This is a genomic window from Klebsiella sp. JN_Kp121, from assembly GCF_040062145.1.
Taxonomy (GTDB): domain Bacteria; phylum Pseudomonadota; class Gammaproteobacteria; order Enterobacterales; family Enterobacteriaceae; genus Klebsiella; species Klebsiella aerogenes.
The window spans coordinates 97,143-114,411 of record NZ_JBEAHX010000011.1 but is presented as its reverse complement, the minus strand read 5'-3'; the positions used below and the strand labels follow the sequence as shown (position 1 = coordinate 114,411).

Sequence of the window (17,269 nt, the reverse complement as noted above, 5' to 3'; positions counted from 1 at the left end):
CATTTCAAATGCATCTTATATAAATAACCCTGCTATGTAAATGGTTCTTTATCACTTTGCCGCAAAGCAGTTACAACATGAAGAATTTGCATCACAAACCTGAAAAGAAATCCGTTGATAATGTTTGATGCGTTATTGCTCAAAGCCTTGTGTGCTGTGGAGCCAATCGTTTGCGTAAAATCCTTTGTCAAGACCTGTTATCACAGAATGATTCGGTTATACTGTGGGCCGTTGTCCATCAGGACCGCCTTTTTAGGCCAAAATTTTATCGTTAGCTGAGTCAGGAGATGCGGATGTTAAAGCGTGAAATGAACATTGCCGATTATGATGCCGAACTGTGGCAGGCTATGGAGCAGGAAAAAGTACGTCAGGAAGAGCACATCGAACTGATCGCCTCCGAGAACTACACCAGTCCGCGCGTGATGCAGGCTCAGGGTTCCCAGCTGACTAACAAATATGCCGAAGGTTATCCGGGCAAGCGCTACTACGGTGGCTGCGAGTACGTGGATATCGTTGAGCAACTGGCTATCGACCGCGCGAAAGAACTGTTCGGCGCCGACTACGCTAACGTGCAGCCGCACTCCGGCTCGCAGGCTAACTTTGCCGTCTATACCGCTCTGCTGCAACCAGGCGATACCGTGCTGGGTATGAACCTGGCGCAAGGCGGCCACCTGACCCACGGTTCCCCGGTTAACTTCTCCGGTAAACTGTACAACATCATTCCTTACGGTATCGATGAGTCCGGTAAAATTGACTACGAAGACATGGCGAAGCAGGCCCAGGAGCACAAACCGAAGATGATCATCGGTGGCTTCTCCGCTTACTCCGGTATCGTTGACTGGGCGAAAATGCGTGAAATCGCTGACAGCATCGGCGCTTACCTGTTCGTCGATATGGCGCACGTAGCGGGCCTGATTGCCGCCGGCGTTTATCCGAACCCGGTTCCGCACGCCCACGTTGTTACTACTACCACCCACAAAACCCTGGCGGGTCCGCGCGGCGGCCTGATCCTGGCGAAAGGCGGTAGCGAAGAGCTGTACAAGAAACTGAACTCCGCCGTGTTCCCAAGCGCGCAGGGCGGCCCGCTGATGCACGTAATTGCCGCGAAAGCGGTGGCGCTGAAAGAAGCGATGGAGCCAGAGTTCAAAGTTTATCAGCAGCAGGTTGCCAAAAACGCCAAAGCGATGGTGGAAGTGTTCCTGAACCGCGGTTACAAAGTGGTTTCCGGCGGTACTGAAAACCACCTGTTCCTGCTGGATCTGGTAGATAAAAACCTGACCGGTAAAGAAGCTGACGCCGCCCTGGGCCGCGCCAACATCACCGTTAACAAAAACAGCGTACCGAACGATCCGAAGAGCCCGTTCGTGACTTCCGGTATCCGTATCGGTTCTCCGGCTGTGACTCGCCGCGGCTTTAAAGAAGCGGAAGTGAAAGAGCTGGCTGGCTGGATGTGCGACGTTCTCGACAATATCAACGACGAAGCTGTTATTGAGCGCGTCAAAGGTAAAGTGCTGGATATCTGCGCCCGTTTCCCGGTTTACGCGTAATCTTGCCGCGTTAAGATAAAAAAGGCCGCGATTGCGGCCTTTTTTGTGTCTGCTGGTTATCGACGGTCCAGCGAAATCGAACCTGGTCCGGTTATCGCCAGCAGCAGGAAGGCCCCGGCGATACTGACGTTCTTATAGAAGTTAATCATATTCGGCAATACCGCATCGCCGGTCATATCCCAGTAATGATGGCCGATAACCGCGGTACCCAGGGTGTAAAAGATAAAGATCACCGCCAGCGGGCGGGTGAAGAAACCTAAAATAATCAGAATAGCGGCGGGTACCTCCATGATGACCGCGATGATCGCCGCCAGCGTCGGCATCGGCGCGCCGGAAGAAGCCATATATTGTACCGTTCCGCTAAACCCCATCAGTTTCGGATAGCCAAAAATAATGAACAGCAGCACGATCGCAATACGTGCGATTAACAGCAGGACAGGGCGGGAAGAGCCAAAGTCAAAATAGCGTAGCGTGTTCATAATCAGTCCTTTATCACAGGCGTGTGATCTAAACGTAATACACATTTTTACTCCCCGCCACGCTGGGAAAATAATATTGTTGCGCCTCGTTGAGCGGCGATTAAGCCGATACGAGGGAAGCGCTCTGATGCCCGGTTATCGGATTTTTTTTCATACTGCCCGCCATGTCGCACACTCATCGCGTGACAATGCTCACGATTTTAAGAGAAATGTACTTAACGACCATGAAGATAGTGAGACATGGGTTTGCTCAGTATGCGCTTTATCGCCAGACTAGAGCTTCCATTCGGGAGGGAATCATGGTCTTGCACTCCACGCGCTGGCTGGCGCTAAGTTACTTCACCTACTTTTTTAGCTACGGTATTTTTTTACCATTCTGGAGCGTCTGGCTGGCAGGCGTTGGCCTGACGCCCGAAACCATTGGCGTGCTGCTCGGCGCCGGGCTGGTGGCGCGTTTTCTGGGCAGCCTGCTAATTGCGCCGCGGGTCAGCGATCCTTCTCGTTTGATTAGCGCCTTGCGTATCCTGGCGTTGCTGACGCTGCTGTTTGCTCTCGCCTTCTGGGTCGGTGGGCAGGTGGCCTGGCTGATGGTGGTCATCGTCGGATTCAACCTCTTTTTCTCGCCGCTGGTACCCTTAACCGATGCGCTGGCCAACACCTGGCAAAAGCAGATCACCATGGATTACGGCCGGGTGCGGTTGTGGGGATCGATTGCTTTTGTCATCGGTTCTGCGCTGACCGGCAAGCTGGTGAGTCTGTTTGATTACCGGGCGATCCTGTTGTTGTTAAGCCTGGGCACCGCTTCGATGCTGTTGGGCATGCTGCTGAAACCTTCAGTGATGCCGCAGGGGGAGAGCCGCCATCAGGAGGCGGCCGGACTACCGGCGTGGCTTAGCCTGGTGCGGCAAAGCTGGCGTTTTCTAGCCTGCGTCTGTCTGTTGCAGGGAGCGCATGCCGCCTACTATGGCTTCAGCGCGCTATACTGGCAGCAGGCCGGTTATTCTGCCTCCGCCGTCGGTTATTTATGGTCGCTCGGCGTCGTCGCCGAAGTGGTGATTTTCGCCTTGAGTAAAAAAGTGTTCCGTCGGTTTAGCGCCCGCGACCTGCTGCTGCTCTCGGCGGTGTGCGGGGTGGCGCGCTGGACGATTATGGGCTGGACGACCGCGCTGCCATGGCTACTGGTCGCGCAGATCCTCCACTGCGGAACGTTTACCGTCTGTCATCTGGCGGCCATGCGCTATATCGCCGCGCGGCAGGGAAGTGAGGTTATCCGCCTGCAGGCCGTTTACTCGGCGGTGGCGATGGGCGGCAGCATCGCGGTGATGACGGTGTTTGCTGGTTTCCTCTACCAGCACCTGCATCAGGGCGTCTTCTGGGTGATGGCGCTGGTGGCGCTACCGGCGCTGATCGTGCGACCGAAGGCGGTGAGCGCCTAATCCTCAAGCATTTTGCAAATCTGCTGCCGCTGGTGATCGCTAAAATTCTCTTCAGCATGAAACAGCGGCGGCGAAAACAGCGGTAGCGCGGTGGTGTAAGGCGTGACCACTAAGGTCACATCCTTCGGCGCGCCTTGTTGCTGAAACTGAGTCACGCTTAAGTATTTAATATTCAGCGGCAGCAGCGTTAATTCCCGCAATTGCATTTCCAGCGCCTGTTCCAGTTCGCAATTTTCCCGCGTCAGCAGCACTACCTGCTTTTCATGCAGGTCGGCTTTTTGCATCAACCACGCGCCGAAAATCACCGCGATTAAGCTGACCTCTTCCTGATTAAATTGAATATGATAGGCCGTTTCGAAATCGCGTAATGCCTCCTGGGTGGTACGCATCAGGCGCGGATACAGGCGTTCGATCTCCTCCGGTAAAGCGTTATCAATACCGATGGCGAATACGCTGCGGTTCAACGCCTGCGAAAGATGGATATAGAGCTGGTCACTCAACCCTTGTTCATCGCTGAATGGCCGTCCCGCCAGATCCTGGAAACGATGGATCAAGCGGGAGATCGCCAGATGCAGGCGTCTGTCCTGTTGATGACCGTCGTGAATGGGATCCGGGGTTTTCAGTAACATAAACAGCAGGGTCAGGAAAAGTTGTTCGCCGGCGTGGGGCGTGGCGCTGACCCGCCGCTGCCAGTGGCGGACGATTTCGGCGGCGAGGTTAAATTCCGCCGCGGCCTGCGCCCAGTTGCGCTGCTCACGGGTGAAATCCGGCGACTGGCCCAGATGATGTTGTAGCAGGCAGTACTGAAGATACAGGCGCAGGAACTGACCGTCCCGGCAGTCGAACTGCCGATTGAGCGCGCGAGCGCAGCGATTCACCAGCGCCTGAAGATTGGTATCATCATATAAGGTTCGCGCGATACCCTGCTGTTTAAGCTGCGTTTTTAACGCCGGGGTAAAATGGTGATGAACGAAATGCGGGCACAGGCGTAGCCCACGCCGGAGAGCGTGCAGCAGGCACAGGCGTTGATCGAGCGCGGCGCCTTCAATCCGATAGCTGCCGTCCATCTGCGACGCGAGAGTCAGTCGATGATAACGCTGAATTTCGCGCCCCGTCTCCGCGATATCCTGTTGGGCCGTCGCCTCATCCACCTGGTTGAGCCTGACCAGCTGTTGCGGCGTGACGGATTGTCCCGGAAGATAGAACATCAGGAGCACCTGGCTACGGCGCTGTGGACTGGAAAGCGCAGATGGTGGTTCAATCACTGTCATCATCTGGTAAGTTCCAGTTAGGGTTTCAGCTAAGAATAGCCAAAGGATGCAGGGTGAGCAGGGCGGGCCGCGGCCTTTAGATCAGGATTGCTGGCGAAGTTCACAGAATTTTTCACGCGAGGAACAGATGAAGAAAGTGAAACACTGCGTCGGTGCGGCATTTTTCATGGTTTTATCATTGTCAGCCGTTGCGCATCCGCACAGCTTCATTAATTTGCAGAGTGAAGCCGTGGTGAAAGACGGTCTGTTGACCGGCTTTAAGATGCGCTGGACGATGGACGAAATAACTTCAGCGGATCTGCTCTATGATGCCGGCAATGCAAAGGCGGGCAGCGAAGTATGGAAAAAACTGGCGGCGGAGGTCATGGCCAACGTACTCGGCCAGCACTACTTCAGCGAACTGTGGCATAACGGCCAGCGGGTTAAGTTTGCTAACCGCCCGGATGGCTACGGCCTTGCGCGTAGCGGGCTGCAGGCGGTACTCACCTTCACCTTGCCGTTGGCGACACCGCAACCTGTTGCCGGACAAACCTTTACTTTATCCACCTTCGATCCGACCTACTACGTCGATATGTTTTATGAGCAGGATAGCGATTTTTCGTTGCCTGCCGCGCTGCGGGCCTCCTGCAAGGCCACGGTAATGACGCCGAAACCCAACGACAAAATGTTGTCTTATGCGCAGTCGCTCGATAAAGAGGACGCGCCGCCGGAAGATATGGAACTGGGTAACTACTTCGCCCAGAAGGTAACCTTGACATGTCAGTAGTCTTTACGCCGCGAGCGCGGGCGCCGCGCTGGAAATCACTCTGGCCGCTGGCGCTGTTTCTGACGCTGACCGTCGTGGGCGGTATCTGGTTGTGGCTCGCCTGGCCGCAGGTACTGTTGCAAAGCGCGGTCTGGCAGCGTTCACTGAATCTTGAGCTCAGCCAACTGCTGCAGGCGGTGGCAGATAACCCTTCAGCGGCGGGGTTATCGCTGCTCGGGTTCAGCTTTGTCTACGGTGTGCTACATGCCTTAGGCCCCGGCCACGGAAAAATCGTGATTACCACCTGGCTTGCCACCCATCCCTCAAAGTTGAAATCGAGTATTACGCTGACGTTGGCGGCATCGCTGTTGCAGGGAATGGTGGCGATAGCGCTGGTGGTGGTGGTATTGACGCTGCTGCAGCTCCCGGCGCGTCAATTGCATCTCAGCAGCTTCTGGCTGGAGAAGGGCAGTTATCTGCTGGTCGGCGCATTGGGGCTTTTACTGTGCTGGCGGGCATTGAAAAAACTGCGAGTCTTGCTACGGCGGCCAACGTTTACCGCTTTTACCCTGCAGCACGTCCATGATGAACATTGCGGCTGCGGCCATCAGCACCTTCCGGCGCCGGATCAACTACAGAGTGGCGACGACTGGCGCGCCAGGCTGGCGATTGTGCTGTCGATGGGCATGCGTCCCTGCTCGGGAGCGATTATGGTGCTGCTGTTCAGTAAGGTGATCGGCGTCTTTGGCTGGGGCATGGCAGCCGCGCTGGTGATGGCGGCGGGAACGTCGCTGACCATAAGCGGGCTGGCGCTGTTGGTGCATGGATTCCGCCAGTTGGCTATCCGCCTGAGTCGCCATCAGGCACCAGCGATGTGGAAACAGGTTGGCTGGGCGACGCTGGCGCTGGCCGGCGGCGTGGCGCTATTGACGGCGGCTGTCGTGATGTGGAGTAGCGCGATCCCGCCGGGCGGCGGCTTGCGGCCGTTTTAGGGTATAAAAAAAGGAAGCCGCGGCTTCCTTTTTACATTCAGTGAGAAATTAACGCTTCAGCGCTTCGCTCAGCTGCTCGCGCATGTTCGCCAGCATCGCTTTTACGACGCGCGGGTTACCGGCTACGATGTTGCCGGTCAGCATATAGTTATGACCACCGGTAAAGTCGCAAACGATGGCGCCTGCTTCACGAGCGATCAGTTCACCAGCGGCGAAATCCCACGGTTTGAGGGCGATTTCAAAGTAACCGTCAACGCGGCCAGCGGCAACGTAGGCCAGATCCAGCGCGGCGGAACCAGTGCGACGGAAGTCAGCGCACTCGGTGAACATGTTGCCGAGGATGTTCATGTAAGCGGTAGCGTGCTGCTTCGCTTTGAACGGGAAACCGGTGGCGATGATAGTACCGTCGAGATCGCGAGCGTTGCTGCCGCGCAGACGGTAGCCGTTCAGCTGCGCGCCCTGGCCGCGGGTGGCGGTGAACAGTTCATTACGCATTGGATCGTAAACCACGGCGACTTCAGTACGGCCTTTAATGCGTACGGCGATGGAAACAGAGAAGTGTGGCAGACGTTTAACGAAGTTGGTGGTGCCATCCAGTGGATCGATAACCCATTGAATATCCTGATCTTCACCAGCGTGCTCGCCGCTTTCTTCGGTGATGATGGTGTGCTGTGGGTAAGACTTGCGAATGGTTTCGATAATAATCGCTTCTGCGGCTTTATCGACGTTAGTCACAAAGTCATTGCTGCCTTTCTGGCTGGTTTCTACGGAATCTGGCGTTTCGTAGTGCTTGGCAATTAAATTACCCGCCTTGCGCGCTGCGCGCACGGCAATGTTCAGCATCGGATGCATCGGTATCTCTCACTGGATGTTAAAGAACGGGAAAAAACGGCGCATATAGTAACAGCGAATTCTGCTTATGTCTCCGTTTTATGTTAGCATGCACGAATAATCTTTAGCCGAAGAACCATAATGCTGCAAAATATTCGAATCGTACTGGTAGAAACCTCACACACCGGCAATATGGGCTCCGTTGCCCGCGCGATGAAAACCATGGGCTTAACTAACCTGTGGCTGGTCAACCCGCTGGTGAAACCTGATTCCCAGGCCATCGCGCTGGCCGCTGGCGCCAGCGATGTGATTGGTAACGCGCAGATCGTCGATACCCTTGATGAAGCGCTGGCGGGCTGTAGCCTGGTGGTTGGCACCAGCGCGCGCTCCCGCACGCTGCCGTGGCCGATGCTGGATCCGCGCGAATGCGGTCTGAAAAGCGTCGCCGAAGGTCAGCATGCGCCGGTCGCGCTGGTCTTTGGCCGCGAGCGCGTTGGCCTGACTAACGACGAACTGCAGAAGTGCCACTATCACGTGGCGATCGCCGCCAACCCCGAGTACAGCTCGCTGAACCTGGCAATGGCGGTGCAGGTTATCGCCTATGAAGTGCGAATGGCCTGGCTGGCGACTCAGGAGCAGGCGCAGCCGGCGGTTGAACATGAAGAAACGCCATATCCGCTGGTCGATGATTTAGAACGTTTCTACGGCCACCTTGAGCAGACGCTGCTGGCGACCGGTTTTATCCGCCCGAATCATCCGGGGCAGGTGATGAACAAGCTGCGTCGTCTGTTCACCCGCGCGCGTCCGGAAAGCCAGGAGCTGAACATCCTGCGCGGGATGCTGGCGTCTATTGAGCAGCAGAATAAAGGTAAGTAAGCGCGTTAACGCCGGATGGCGCCTCGCTTATCCGGCCTACGAATCTGTTGTAGCCCGGGCGAGGCCTTTGGCCGACCCCGGGAGCGGCTCGAAATCAATAACGGCACGGAAAGCCAAATACCTGACTAAAACAGTCAAGTAAATAGTTGACCAATTTACTCGGGAATGTCAGACTTGGCCCTGCTATGCAATACCCATATTAATAAAAAGCCCGGGCAGGGGCGAGTTTGAGGTTAAGTAAGACATGAGACTGACATCTAAAGGGCGTTATGCCGTGACCGCAATGCTTGACGTTGCGCTCAACTCTGAAACGGGTCCGGTTCCGTTGGCAGATATTTCAGAGCGTCAGGGAATTTCGCTTTCCTATCTGGAACAGCTGTTCTCTCGCCTGCGTAAAAATGGTCTGGTATCCAGCGTTCGTGGACCAGGCGGCGGTTACCTGTTAGGTAAAGAAGCTGGCAGCATCGCCGTTGGCGAAGTGATCAGCGCCGTAGACGAATCCGTTGACGCCACCCGTTGTCAGGGTAAAGGCGGCTGCCAGGGTGGCGATAAGTGTCTGACCCACGCGCTGTGGCGCGATCTGAGCGAACGTTTGACCGGTTTCCTCAACAACATCACCCTGGGCGAACTGGTGAATAACCAGGAAATCCTCGATGTTTCTGGTCGTCAGCACAATCATGAATCTCAGCGTACTACGCGTTCTCAGGACGCCATTGACGTAAAACTGCGCGCCTAGCACGAGGCTTAGTTTCAGCTTGCGGCTTACGGGCTGCAAGGTGAAACGGCAGGGTAGATAGCAATAATAAAGATTTTCAGAATCAGGCCGGGATGTTGAGACATCTCGTGTACTCGGTCGTACATCAAGCCGGTTGCCTGGTTCCTTGCATTGAGTGATGTACGGAGTTTAAGAGCAATGAAATTACCGATTTACCTCGATTACTCCGCAACAACGCCGGTGGACCCGCGTGTTGCCGAGAAAATGATGCAGTTCCTGACCCTGGACGGGACCTTTGGTAACCCGGCCTCACGTTCTCACCGTTTCGGTTGGCAGGCTGAAGAGGCGGTAGATATCGCCCGTAATCAGATTGCCGAACTGGTCGGCGCCGATCCGCGCGAAATCGTCTTTACCTCCGGCGCAACGGAATCCGATAACCTGGCGATTAAAGGTGCAGCCAACTTTTATCAGAAAAAAGGCAAGCACATCATCACCAGCAAAACCGAGCATAAAGCGGTACTGGATACCTGCCGTCAGCTTGAGCGCGAAGGTTTTGAAGTGACCTACCTTGCTCCGCAGAGCAACGGTATTATCGATCTGAAAGAACTGGAAGCGGCGATGCGTGACGACACCATCCTGGTTTCCATCATGCACGTGAATAACGAAATCGGCGTGGTGCAGGATATCGCTACCATCGGCGAAATGTGCCGCGCCCGCGGTATCATTTACCACGTTGACGCCACCCAGAGCGTGGGCAAACTGCCTATCGATCTGAGCCAGCTGAAAGTTGACCTGATGTCCTTCTCCGGTCACAAAATTTACGGCCCGAAAGGTATCGGCGCGCTGTATGTACGCCGTAAGCCGCGTATTCGCATCGAAGCGCAGATGCACGGCGGCGGTCACGAGCGCGGCATGCGTTCTGGTACCCTGCCTGTCCACCAGATCGTCGGTATGGGCGAAGCTTACCGTATCGCGAAAGAAGAGATGGAAAGCGAAATGGCGCGCCTGCGCGGCCTGCGTGACCGTCTGTGGAACGGCGTGAAAGATATGGAAGAAGTCTATCTGAATGGCGACCTCGAGCAGGGCGCGCCGAACATTCTCAACGTCAGCTTCAACTATGTTGAAGGCGAGTCGCTGATTATGGCTCTGAAAGACCTGGCGGTTTCCTCCGGTTCAGCCTGTACTTCCGCGAGCCTTGAGCCATCCTACGTGCTGCGCGCATTAGGCATGACTGATGAACTGGCGCACAGTTCTATTCGTTTCTCTTTAGGTCGTTTCACTACCGAAGAAGAGATTGACTACACCATCAAGCTGGTTCGTAACTCCATCGGCCGTCTGCGCGACCTTTCTCCGCTGTGGGAAATGTTCAAGCAGGGCGTGGATCTGAACAGCATTGAATGGTCACATCACTAATTCGGCACCGATAAGGAGAATTCATCATGGCATACAGCGAAAAAGTCATCGATCATTACGAAAACCCGCGCAACGTCGGCTCTTTCGACAACAGCGACGACAGCGTCGGTAGCGGTATGGTTGGCGCGCCGGCGTGCGGCGACGTCATGAAGTTGCAGATTAAAGTCAACAATGAAGGTATCATTGAAGACGCGCGCTTCAAGACCTATGGCTGCGGTTCCGCTATCGCTTCCAGCTCCCTGGTCACCGAGTGGGTGAAAGGTAAATCGCTGGACGAAGCGCAGGCTATCAAGAACACCGATATCGCCGATGAACTGGAACTGCCGCCGGTGAAAATTCACTGCTCTATCCTGGCGGAAGACGCGATTAAAGCCGCGATTGCGGATTACAAAAGCAAACGTGAAGCAAAATAATTAAGAGTTGAGGTTTGTTATGTCGATTACCTTAAGCGACAGTGCAGCAGCGCGAGTCAATTCCTTCCTGGCGAACCGCGGTAAAGGCTTTGGCCTGCGTCTGGGGGTAAGAACCTCCGGCTGTTCAGGCATGGCTTATGTACTGGAATTTGTTGACGAGCCGGCGGCAGAAGACACCGTGTTTGAAGACAAAGGCGTGAAAGTCGTGATCGACGGTAAGAGCCTGCAATTCCTCGACGGCACTCAACTGGACTTCGTCAAAGAAGGCCTTAACGAAGGGTTCAAATTTACTAACCCGAACGTGAAAGATGAGTGCGGTTGCGGCGAAAGCTTTAACGTATAATCGGTAATCCCCAACCCCACCGCGGTCACGCCGCGCGTGGGGTTTTCGTTTAGATGCATGACCCTGAGGTTACTATGGACTATTTCACCCTCTTCGGGTTACCAGCCAGCTATACCCTCTCGCTCGAACAACTGGCTGTCCGGTATCAGGATCTGCAGCGCCAGTACCATCCGGATAAATTCGCCAGCGCGCCCGCTGCGGAACAGCTGGCTGCGGTTCAGCACTCCGCCACCATTAACCAGGCATGGCAGACTCTGCGCCATCCGCTGACCCGTGCGGAATATCTCCTTTCGCTGCACGGCTTTGACCTCGCCAGCGAGCAGCACACCGTCCGCGACACCGCGTTCCTGATGGAACAGCTGGAACTGCGCGAAGAGCTCGATGAAATCGGCCAGGCGAAAGATGAAGCGCGGCTGGAAGCCTTTATCAAACGGGTAAAAGCGCTGTTTGATACCCGCCATCAACTGATGGTTGAACAATTGCAAAACGAGACCTGGGATGCGGCGGCTGATACTGTACGCAAGCTCCGTTTTCTCGATAAACTGCGCAGCAGTGCTGAAGAACTCGAAGAAAAACTGCTCGATTTTTAATTTTCGGAAGCAATTATGGCCCTATTACAAATTAGTGAGCCTGGTCTGAGCGCCGCGCCGCATCAGCGTCGATTGGCGGCAGGTATCGACCTTGGCACCACCAATTCTCTGGTTGCTACCGTGCGTAGCGGCCAGGCCGAAACTCTGCCCGATCATCAAGGCCGCTACCTGCTGCCGTCGGTCGTGAACTACCACGCCTCGGGGCTGACCGTCGGCTATGAAGCCCGGCTGAATGCCGCTCAGGATCCGGTGAACACCATCAGCTCGGTGAAGCGAATGATGGGGCGTTCCCTCGCCGATATTCAAACCCGCTATCCGCATCTGCCGTATCAGCTGCAGGCCAGCGAAAATGGACTGCCGATGCTCCAGACCGCCGGCGGCTTGCTGAACCCGGTGCGGGTCTCCGCCGATATCCTCAAAGCGCTGGCCGCTCGCGCCACTGAAGCGCTGGCGGGCGATCTCGACGGCGTGGTCATTACCGTTCCGGCCTATTTCGATGATGCTCAGCGTCAGGGAACCAAAGACGCGGCGCGTCTGGCGGGCCTGCACGTGCTGCGTCTGCTCAATGAGCCGACCGCGGCGGCTATCGCTTACGGCCTCGATTCCGGCCAGGAAGGGGTGATTGCGGTTTACGATCTCGGCGGCGGTACCTTTGATATCTCCATTCTGCGCTTAAGCCGCGGGGTGTTTGAAGTGCTGGCGACCGGCGGCGATTCCGCTCTCGGCGGCGATGATTTCGACCATCTGCTGGCCGACTATCTGCGCGAGCAGGCGGGTCTCCGCGACCGTAGCGATAACCGCCTGCAGCGTGAGCTGCTGGATGCCGCCATTGCGGCGAAAATCGCCTTGAGCGATGCCGACGTGGCGCACGTTGAGGTCGGCGGCTGGCAGGGCGATATCAGCCGTAGCCAGTTTAACGATCTGATTGCCCCACTGGTAAAACGTACTCTGATGGCCTGCCGTCGCGCGCTGAAAGACGCCGGCGTTGAAGCGCAAGAAGTGCTGGAAGTGGTGATGGTTGGCGGCTCCACCCGCGTGCCGTTGGTGCGTGAGCGCGTTGGCGAATTCTTTGGCCGTACCCCGCTGACCTCTATCGACCCGGACAAAGTCGTCGCCATTGGCGCGGCGATTCAGGCGGATATTCTGGTCGGCAACAAACCGGACAGCGAACTGCTGCTGCTTGATGTTATCCCGCTGTCGCTTGGGCTGGAAACCATGGGCGGCCTGGTAGAGAAAGTGATCCCGCGTAATACCACCATTCCGGTGGCCCGGGCGCAGGAGTTTACCACTTTCAAAGATGGCCAAACGGCGATGTCTATTCACGTGATGCAGGGCGAGCGTGAGCTGGTGCAGGATTGCCGTTCGCTGGCGCGTTTTGCGCTGCGCGGTATCCCGGCGCTGCCGGCGGGCGGGGCGCATATTCGCGTGACCTTCCAGGTTGATGCCGACGGTCTGCTGAGCGTCACGGCGATGGAGAAATCGACCGGCGTGGAAGCCTCAATCCAGGTGAAACCGTCTTACGGCCTGACCGACGGCGAAATCGCCAACATGATTAAAGATTCGATGAGCTACGCCGAACAGGATATTCAGGCGCGTATGCTGGCTGAACAGAAAGTCGAAGCCGCTCGCGTACTGGAGAGCCTGGAAAGCGCGCTGGCCGCCGACGCCGCGCTGTTAAGCGCCGCAGAGCGTCAGGTTATCGATGCCGCCGCGGAGCAAGTTCGCACCGCCGCGGCAGGCGAAGATGCCGACGCGATTAAAGAAGCCATTAAAAATATCGACACACAAACCCAGGAATTCGCCGCACGCCGCATGGACCAGTCGGTCCGCGCTGCGCTGAAAGGCCAATCCGTGGACGAGGTTTAAAATGCCAAAAATTGTTTTTCTGCCCCACCAGGACCTGTGCCCGGATGGCGTAGTTGTGGAAGCTGAGAGCGGTGAAACCATTCTGGATGCGGCGCTGCGTAGCGGTATCGAGATTGAACACGCCTGTGAGAAATCCTGTGCCTGCACCACCTGCCACTGCATCGTGCGTGAAGGTTTTGACTCGCTGGCGGAAAGTAGCGAAGATGAAGACGACATGCTGGATAAAGCCTGGGGGCTGGAACCTGACAGCCGTCTGAGCTGCCAGGCGCGCGTCACCGACGAAGATCTGGTCGTTGAGATCCCGCGTTACACCATCAACCACGCACGCGAGCACTAATATGGCACTGAAATGGACCGACAGCCGCGAAATCGGCGAAGCCTTGTATGACGCTTACCCGGATCTCGACCCGAAAACCGTTCGCTTCACCGATATGCATCAGTGGATTTGCGACCTGGAAGAGTTCGATGACGACCCAAACGCATCCAATGAAAAAATTCTGGAGGCGATTCTGCTAGTCTGGTTAGACGAAGCCGAATAATTTTCGCCTCAAGCGGAAAAATTTTAACGGGCTGCCATAGGGTGGCCCGTTTGCTAATAAGGATAAAGATAATGACCGAAGCCATGAAGATTACGCTTTCTACTCTGCCTGCCGATGCGCGCTGGGGAGAAAAAGCGACCTGGAGTATCAATAACGACGGTATCGCCTTACATCTCAACGGTAAAGACGACCTGGGGTTAATCCAGCGCGCGGCGCGCAAAATTGACGGCATGGGTATCAAGCACGTCGCCCTGAGCGGCGAAGGCTGGAACACCGATCGCGCCTGGGCCTTTTGGGCCGGCTATAAAGGGCCGAAAGGTCAGCGCCAGGTCGAATGGCCAACCCTGGACGACGCGCAGCGCAGCGAGCTGGATAACCGTCTGACGATCATCGATTGGGTTCGCGACACCATCAACGCGCCGGCAGAAGAGCTGGGGCCAGAACAGCTGGCGCAGCGCGCCGTCGATCTGCTGTGCGGCGTGGCGGGTGAAAAGGTCAGCTATCGCATCACCAAAGGCGAAGATCTGCGTGAGCAGAACTATCTTGGCCTGCATACCGTTGGCCGCGGCTCCGAGCGCCCGCCGGTCCTGCTGGCGCTGGACTACAACCCGACCGGCGATAAAGACGCGCCGGTATACGCCTGTCTGGTCGGCAAAGGCATCACCTTCGACTCCGGCGGCTACAGCATCAAGCAAAGCGCCTTTATGGATTCGATGAAATCCGACATGGGCGGTGCGTCCACCGTGACGGGCGCGCTGGCTTTCGCCATTACCCGCGGTCTGAACAAACGTGTGAAGCTGTTCCTGTGCTGCGCGGATAACCTGATTAGCGGCAACGCTTTCAAGCTTGGCGATATCATTCATTACCGCAACGGTAAAACCGTTGAAATCATGAACACCGACGCCGAAGGTCGCCTGGTGCTGGCGGATGGCCTGATCGACGCCTCGGCGCAGAAGCCGCAGCTGATCATCGATGCCGCCACCCTGACCGGTGCGGCGAAAACGGCGTTGGGTAACGACTACCACGCGCTGTTTAGCTTTGACGACGCGCTGGCGAATCGTCTGCTGGCGAGCGCGCAGGCGGAAAATGAAGCCTTCTGGCGTCTGCCGCTGGCCGAATTCCACCGCAACCAGCTACCGTCTAACTTCGCTGAGCTGAACAACACCGGTAGCGCGGCGTATCCGGCCGGCGCCAGCACCGCAGCGGGCTTCCTGTCCCACTTCGTGGAAAACTACCACCAGGGCTGGCTGCATATCGACTGCTCTGCGACTTACCGTAAAGCTGCGGTTGAACAGTGGTCGGCGGGTGCGACTGGCCTTGGCGTGCGCACTATCGCTAATCTGCTGACGGCTGAGTAATGGCCTTGCCGGGTGGCGCTACGCTTACCCGGCCTGGAAAACCGTAGGCCCGCGCGGACGGGCGATTTTTGAAGTAGCGAATCTATGTCTGATACTAAAAATGAATTAGAAACTCTGCTGGAGAAGGCGGCGACCGAGCCTGCCCATCGTCCGGCATTTTTCACCGCGCTGCTTGAGGCCACCGTGTGGGTGCCGGGTAGCGCGGCGGACGGCGAGCAGATTGTCGAAGATAGCGCCCTCGATCTACAGCATTGGGAAAAAGAAGACGGCACGTCGGTTATTCCGTTCTTTACCTCGCTGGAGGCGCTGCAGCAGGCGGTAGAAGACGAACAGGCTTTCGTGATGATGCCCGCCCGCACGCTGATGGCGATGACGCTGGGCGAATCGCTGTTCCTCAACCCGAAGCTGCCGAGCGGCAAAGAATTTACCCCGCGGGAAATCAGCCATCTGCTGGGTGAAGAGGGCAGTCCGCTCAGTACCCAGACGGTACTGGAAGGCGGTGAAGCGCTGCTGCTGTCTGAGGTCGCCGAACCGCCGGCGCAGATGGTGGATTCGCTGACCACGCTGTTCAAAACGCTGAAGACCGTCAAGCGGGCGTTTCTGTGCTCGATTAAAGAGAGCGCCGACGCGCCGGCCAACTTGTTGATCGGGATTGAAGCGGAAGGGGATATTGAATCCATTATCCAAACCACCGGCAGCGTGGCCACCGATACCTTGCCAGGCGATGAACCTATCGATATTTGCCAGGTGGTAGAAGGCGAGAAGGGCATCAGCCACTTTATGATTGCCCATATTACGCCGTTCTATGAAAAGCGTTGGGGCAGCTTCCTGCGCGATTTCAAACAGAACCGGATTATTTAAAGCCTGCCGGGTAGGGCGCAGCCACTACCCGGATATTTTACCTTTACTGCGCCGGCTCGATCGGCAAATCCGTTCTCGCGCCCCATTCACTCCACGAGCCATCGTACAGGCACACGCCGTTGACGCCGAGGGTGGTCAACGCCAGTACCACTACTGCCGCCGTTACCCCGGAACCGCAGCTGGCGATAATCGGTCGGGCAAAATCAACGCCCTGACGCTTAAAGATATCGTTCATCTCATCAACGGTTTTCAGTTCGCCATTAATCACCAGCTCGGTCCACGGGACGTTAAGCGCGCCGGGGATATGCCCGCGGCGTAAGCCTGGACGCGGTTCATCCGCCAGCCCGTTAAAACGCGCCGCCGGACGGGCATCAACGATCTGCGCCGATCCTTCGTGGCTGACCAGCAGCACATCGGTTAAGCGTTTGATCACCTCCGGATCGAAGTTCACCTCAAATTCGCCTTCCGGCAGGTCGGGTTCGCCTTTCTCCAGCGGCAATTCATCACGGCGCCAGCCTTCGAGGCCGCCGGCGACAATCGACACCTTTTCGACGCCGAAGGTACGTAGCATCCACCAGGCGCGCGGCGCTGAGAACAGATTGCCTTCATCATAAACCACCAGGTGCTTATCGCTGTTGACGCCAAGCTCGCGCATCGCCACGGCGAAGGTTTCCGCACGCGGCATCATATGCGGCAGCGGGCTGGTGTGGTCAGACAGCGCTTCGATATCAAAAAAAACCGCGCCGGGGATATGCCCGTCGCGGTATTCCGCCGCCATATCGCGCAGCGCTTCCTGACCCGCCGGCGCCATCCGCGCATCAAGAATTTGAATCTGCGGGTCATCAATATGTTCCGCCAGCCAGTCGGCCGCAACAAAGAATGAGGTGGACATGAGTGCCTCCGTTTTATTATCGATCAATGAATTGTCGGCGTTTTATAAAGGGCTGACAAGTTAAGGTCGCGGGAGTGGGGAGGCGGTCACGCACTTTTCTGA

19 protein-coding genes are annotated in these 17,269 nt (G+C 56.5%); 15 read left to right on the top strand and 4 right to left on the bottom strand.

Annotated elements, in window-relative coordinates:
• Positions 1 to 293 precede the first annotated feature (293 nt).
• Entirely contained in the window at positions 294 to 1,547 is a 1,254-nt protein-coding gene (glyA, locus tag ABLU86_RS16305; RefSeq protein WP_015370305.1) for a serine hydroxymethyltransferase, read from the top strand.
• 56 nt (positions 1,548 to 1,603) lie between these two features.
• On the opposite strand, the gene ABLU86_RS16300 is transcribed toward glyA, so the two are convergent.
• Entirely contained in the window at positions 1,604 to 2,026 is a 423-nt protein-coding gene (locus ABLU86_RS16300; RefSeq protein ID WP_015370306.1) for a DoxX family protein, read from the bottom strand.
• A 299-nt stretch (positions 2,027 to 2,325) separates the two neighbouring features.
• Between ABLU86_RS16300 and ABLU86_RS16295 the strand changes: the two genes are divergently transcribed.
• Positions 2,326 to 3,462, top strand: coding sequence for a 3-phenylpropionate MFS transporter (locus ABLU86_RS16295; RefSeq protein WP_015370308.1), 1,137 nt, complete (start codon positions 2,326 to 2,328; stop codon positions 3,460 to 3,462).
• Here ABLU86_RS16295 and csiE read toward each other — a convergent pair.
• Complete coding sequence (gene csiE / locus ABLU86_RS16290; RefSeq protein WP_032706139.1) at positions 3,459 to 4,736, bottom strand: stationary phase inducible protein CsiE; 1,278 nt, start codon at positions 4,734 to 4,736, stop codon at positions 3,459 to 3,461. The two genes, ABLU86_RS16295 and csiE, sit on opposite strands and share 4 nt — an antisense overlap.
• A 124-nt stretch (positions 4,737 to 4,860) precedes the next feature.
• Between csiE and ABLU86_RS16285 the strand changes: the two genes are divergently transcribed.
• On the top strand, positions 4,861 to 5,499 hold the full coding sequence (locus ABLU86_RS16285; RefSeq protein WP_032708890.1) for a DUF1007 family protein: 639 nt from the start codon (positions 4,861 to 4,863) through the stop codon (positions 5,497 to 5,499).
• Positions 5,490 to 6,470, top strand: a complete 981-nt coding sequence (locus tag ABLU86_RS16280) for a nickel/cobalt transporter (protein WP_045367515.1) — start codon at positions 5,490 to 5,492, stop codon at positions 6,468 to 6,470. Before ABLU86_RS16285 ends, ABLU86_RS16280 begins: the two co-directional genes overlap by 10 nt.
• 48 nt (positions 6,471 to 6,518) lie before the next feature.
• Here ABLU86_RS16280 and suhB read toward each other — a convergent pair whose 3' ends face one another.
• Positions 6,519 to 7,322 (bottom strand): inositol-1-monophosphatase, encoded by an 804-nt coding sequence (gene suhB / locus ABLU86_RS16275; protein WP_015370312.1) that lies wholly within the window; start codon positions 7,320 to 7,322, stop codon positions 6,519 to 6,521.
• A gap of 120 nt (positions 7,323 to 7,442) precedes the next feature.
• Between suhB and trmJ the strand changes: the two genes are divergently transcribed.
• From trmJ to sseB, 11 genes are all read left to right on the top strand, one after another.
• Complete coding sequence (gene trmJ, locus ABLU86_RS16270) at positions 7,443 to 8,177, top strand: tRNA (cytosine(32)/uridine(32)-2'-O)-methyltransferase TrmJ (protein ID WP_015370313.1); 735 nt, start codon at positions 7,443 to 7,445, stop codon at positions 8,175 to 8,177.
• 244 nt (positions 8,178 to 8,421) lie between these two features.
• Positions 8,422 to 8,913 carry a Fe-S cluster assembly transcriptional regulator IscR gene (gene iscR / locus ABLU86_RS16265; RefSeq protein WP_015370314.1) on the top strand — a complete coding sequence of 164 codons (492 nt, stop codon included), beginning with the start codon at positions 8,422 to 8,424 and terminating at the stop codon, positions 8,911 to 8,913.
• Positions 8,914 to 9,090: 177 nt separating this feature from the next.
• Positions 9,091 to 10,305, top strand: a complete 1,215-nt coding sequence (gene iscS / locus ABLU86_RS16260; RefSeq protein WP_015703173.1) for a cysteine desulfurase — start codon at positions 9,091 to 9,093, stop codon at positions 10,303 to 10,305.
• Between the two features lie 26 nt (positions 10,306 to 10,331).
• On the top strand, positions 10,332 to 10,718 hold the full coding sequence (iscU, locus tag ABLU86_RS16255) for a Fe-S cluster assembly scaffold IscU (RefSeq protein ID WP_004866383.1): 387 nt from the start codon (positions 10,332 to 10,334) through the stop codon (positions 10,716 to 10,718).
• A 19-nt stretch (positions 10,719 to 10,737) separates the two neighbouring features.
• Entirely contained in the window at positions 10,738 to 11,061 is a 324-nt protein-coding gene (iscA, locus tag ABLU86_RS16250; RefSeq protein ID WP_012540868.1) for an iron-sulfur cluster assembly protein IscA, read from the top strand.
• Between the two features lie 74 nt (positions 11,062 to 11,135).
• Positions 11,136 to 11,651, top strand: coding sequence for a co-chaperone HscB (gene hscB, locus ABLU86_RS16245; RefSeq protein ID WP_012540869.1), 516 nt, complete (start codon positions 11,136 to 11,138; stop codon positions 11,649 to 11,651).
• Between the two features lie 15 nt (positions 11,652 to 11,666).
• On the top strand, positions 11,667 to 13,517 hold the full coding sequence (gene hscA / locus ABLU86_RS16240; RefSeq protein ID WP_015370316.1) for a Fe-S protein assembly chaperone HscA: 1,851 nt from the start codon (positions 11,667 to 11,669) through the stop codon (positions 13,515 to 13,517).
• 1 nt (position 13,518) lies between these two features.
• The gene (fdx, locus tag ABLU86_RS16235; protein WP_012540871.1) at positions 13,519 to 13,854 is read left to right on the top strand and encodes an ISC system 2Fe-2S type ferredoxin; all 336 of its coding nucleotides are present in this window, start codon (positions 13,519 to 13,521) and stop codon (positions 13,852 to 13,854) included.
• Between the two features lies 1 nt (position 13,855).
• Complete coding sequence (gene iscX / locus ABLU86_RS16230) at positions 13,856 to 14,056, top strand: Fe-S cluster assembly protein IscX (protein ID WP_002913954.1); 201 nt, start codon at positions 13,856 to 13,858, stop codon at positions 14,054 to 14,056.
• 71 nt (positions 14,057 to 14,127) lie between these two features.
• Complete coding sequence (gene pepB / locus ABLU86_RS16225) at positions 14,128 to 15,414, top strand: aminopeptidase PepB (RefSeq protein ID WP_348796231.1); 1,287 nt, start codon at positions 14,128 to 14,130, stop codon at positions 15,412 to 15,414.
• Positions 15,415 to 15,498: 84 nt separating this feature from the next.
• Positions 15,499 to 16,275: an enhanced serine sensitivity protein SseB gene (gene sseB / locus ABLU86_RS16220; protein ID WP_015370318.1), complete on the top strand. Its 777-nt coding sequence runs from the start codon at positions 15,499 to 15,501 to the stop codon at positions 16,273 to 16,275.
• Between the two features lie 43 nt (positions 16,276 to 16,318).
• Here the strand turns inward: sseB and sseA are convergent, their stop codons facing one another.
• Positions 16,319 to 17,167, bottom strand: a complete 849-nt coding sequence (sseA, locus tag ABLU86_RS16215; protein WP_015370319.1) for a 3-mercaptopyruvate sulfurtransferase — start codon at positions 17,165 to 17,167, stop codon at positions 16,319 to 16,321.
• Positions 17,168 to 17,269 lie beyond the last annotated feature (102 nt).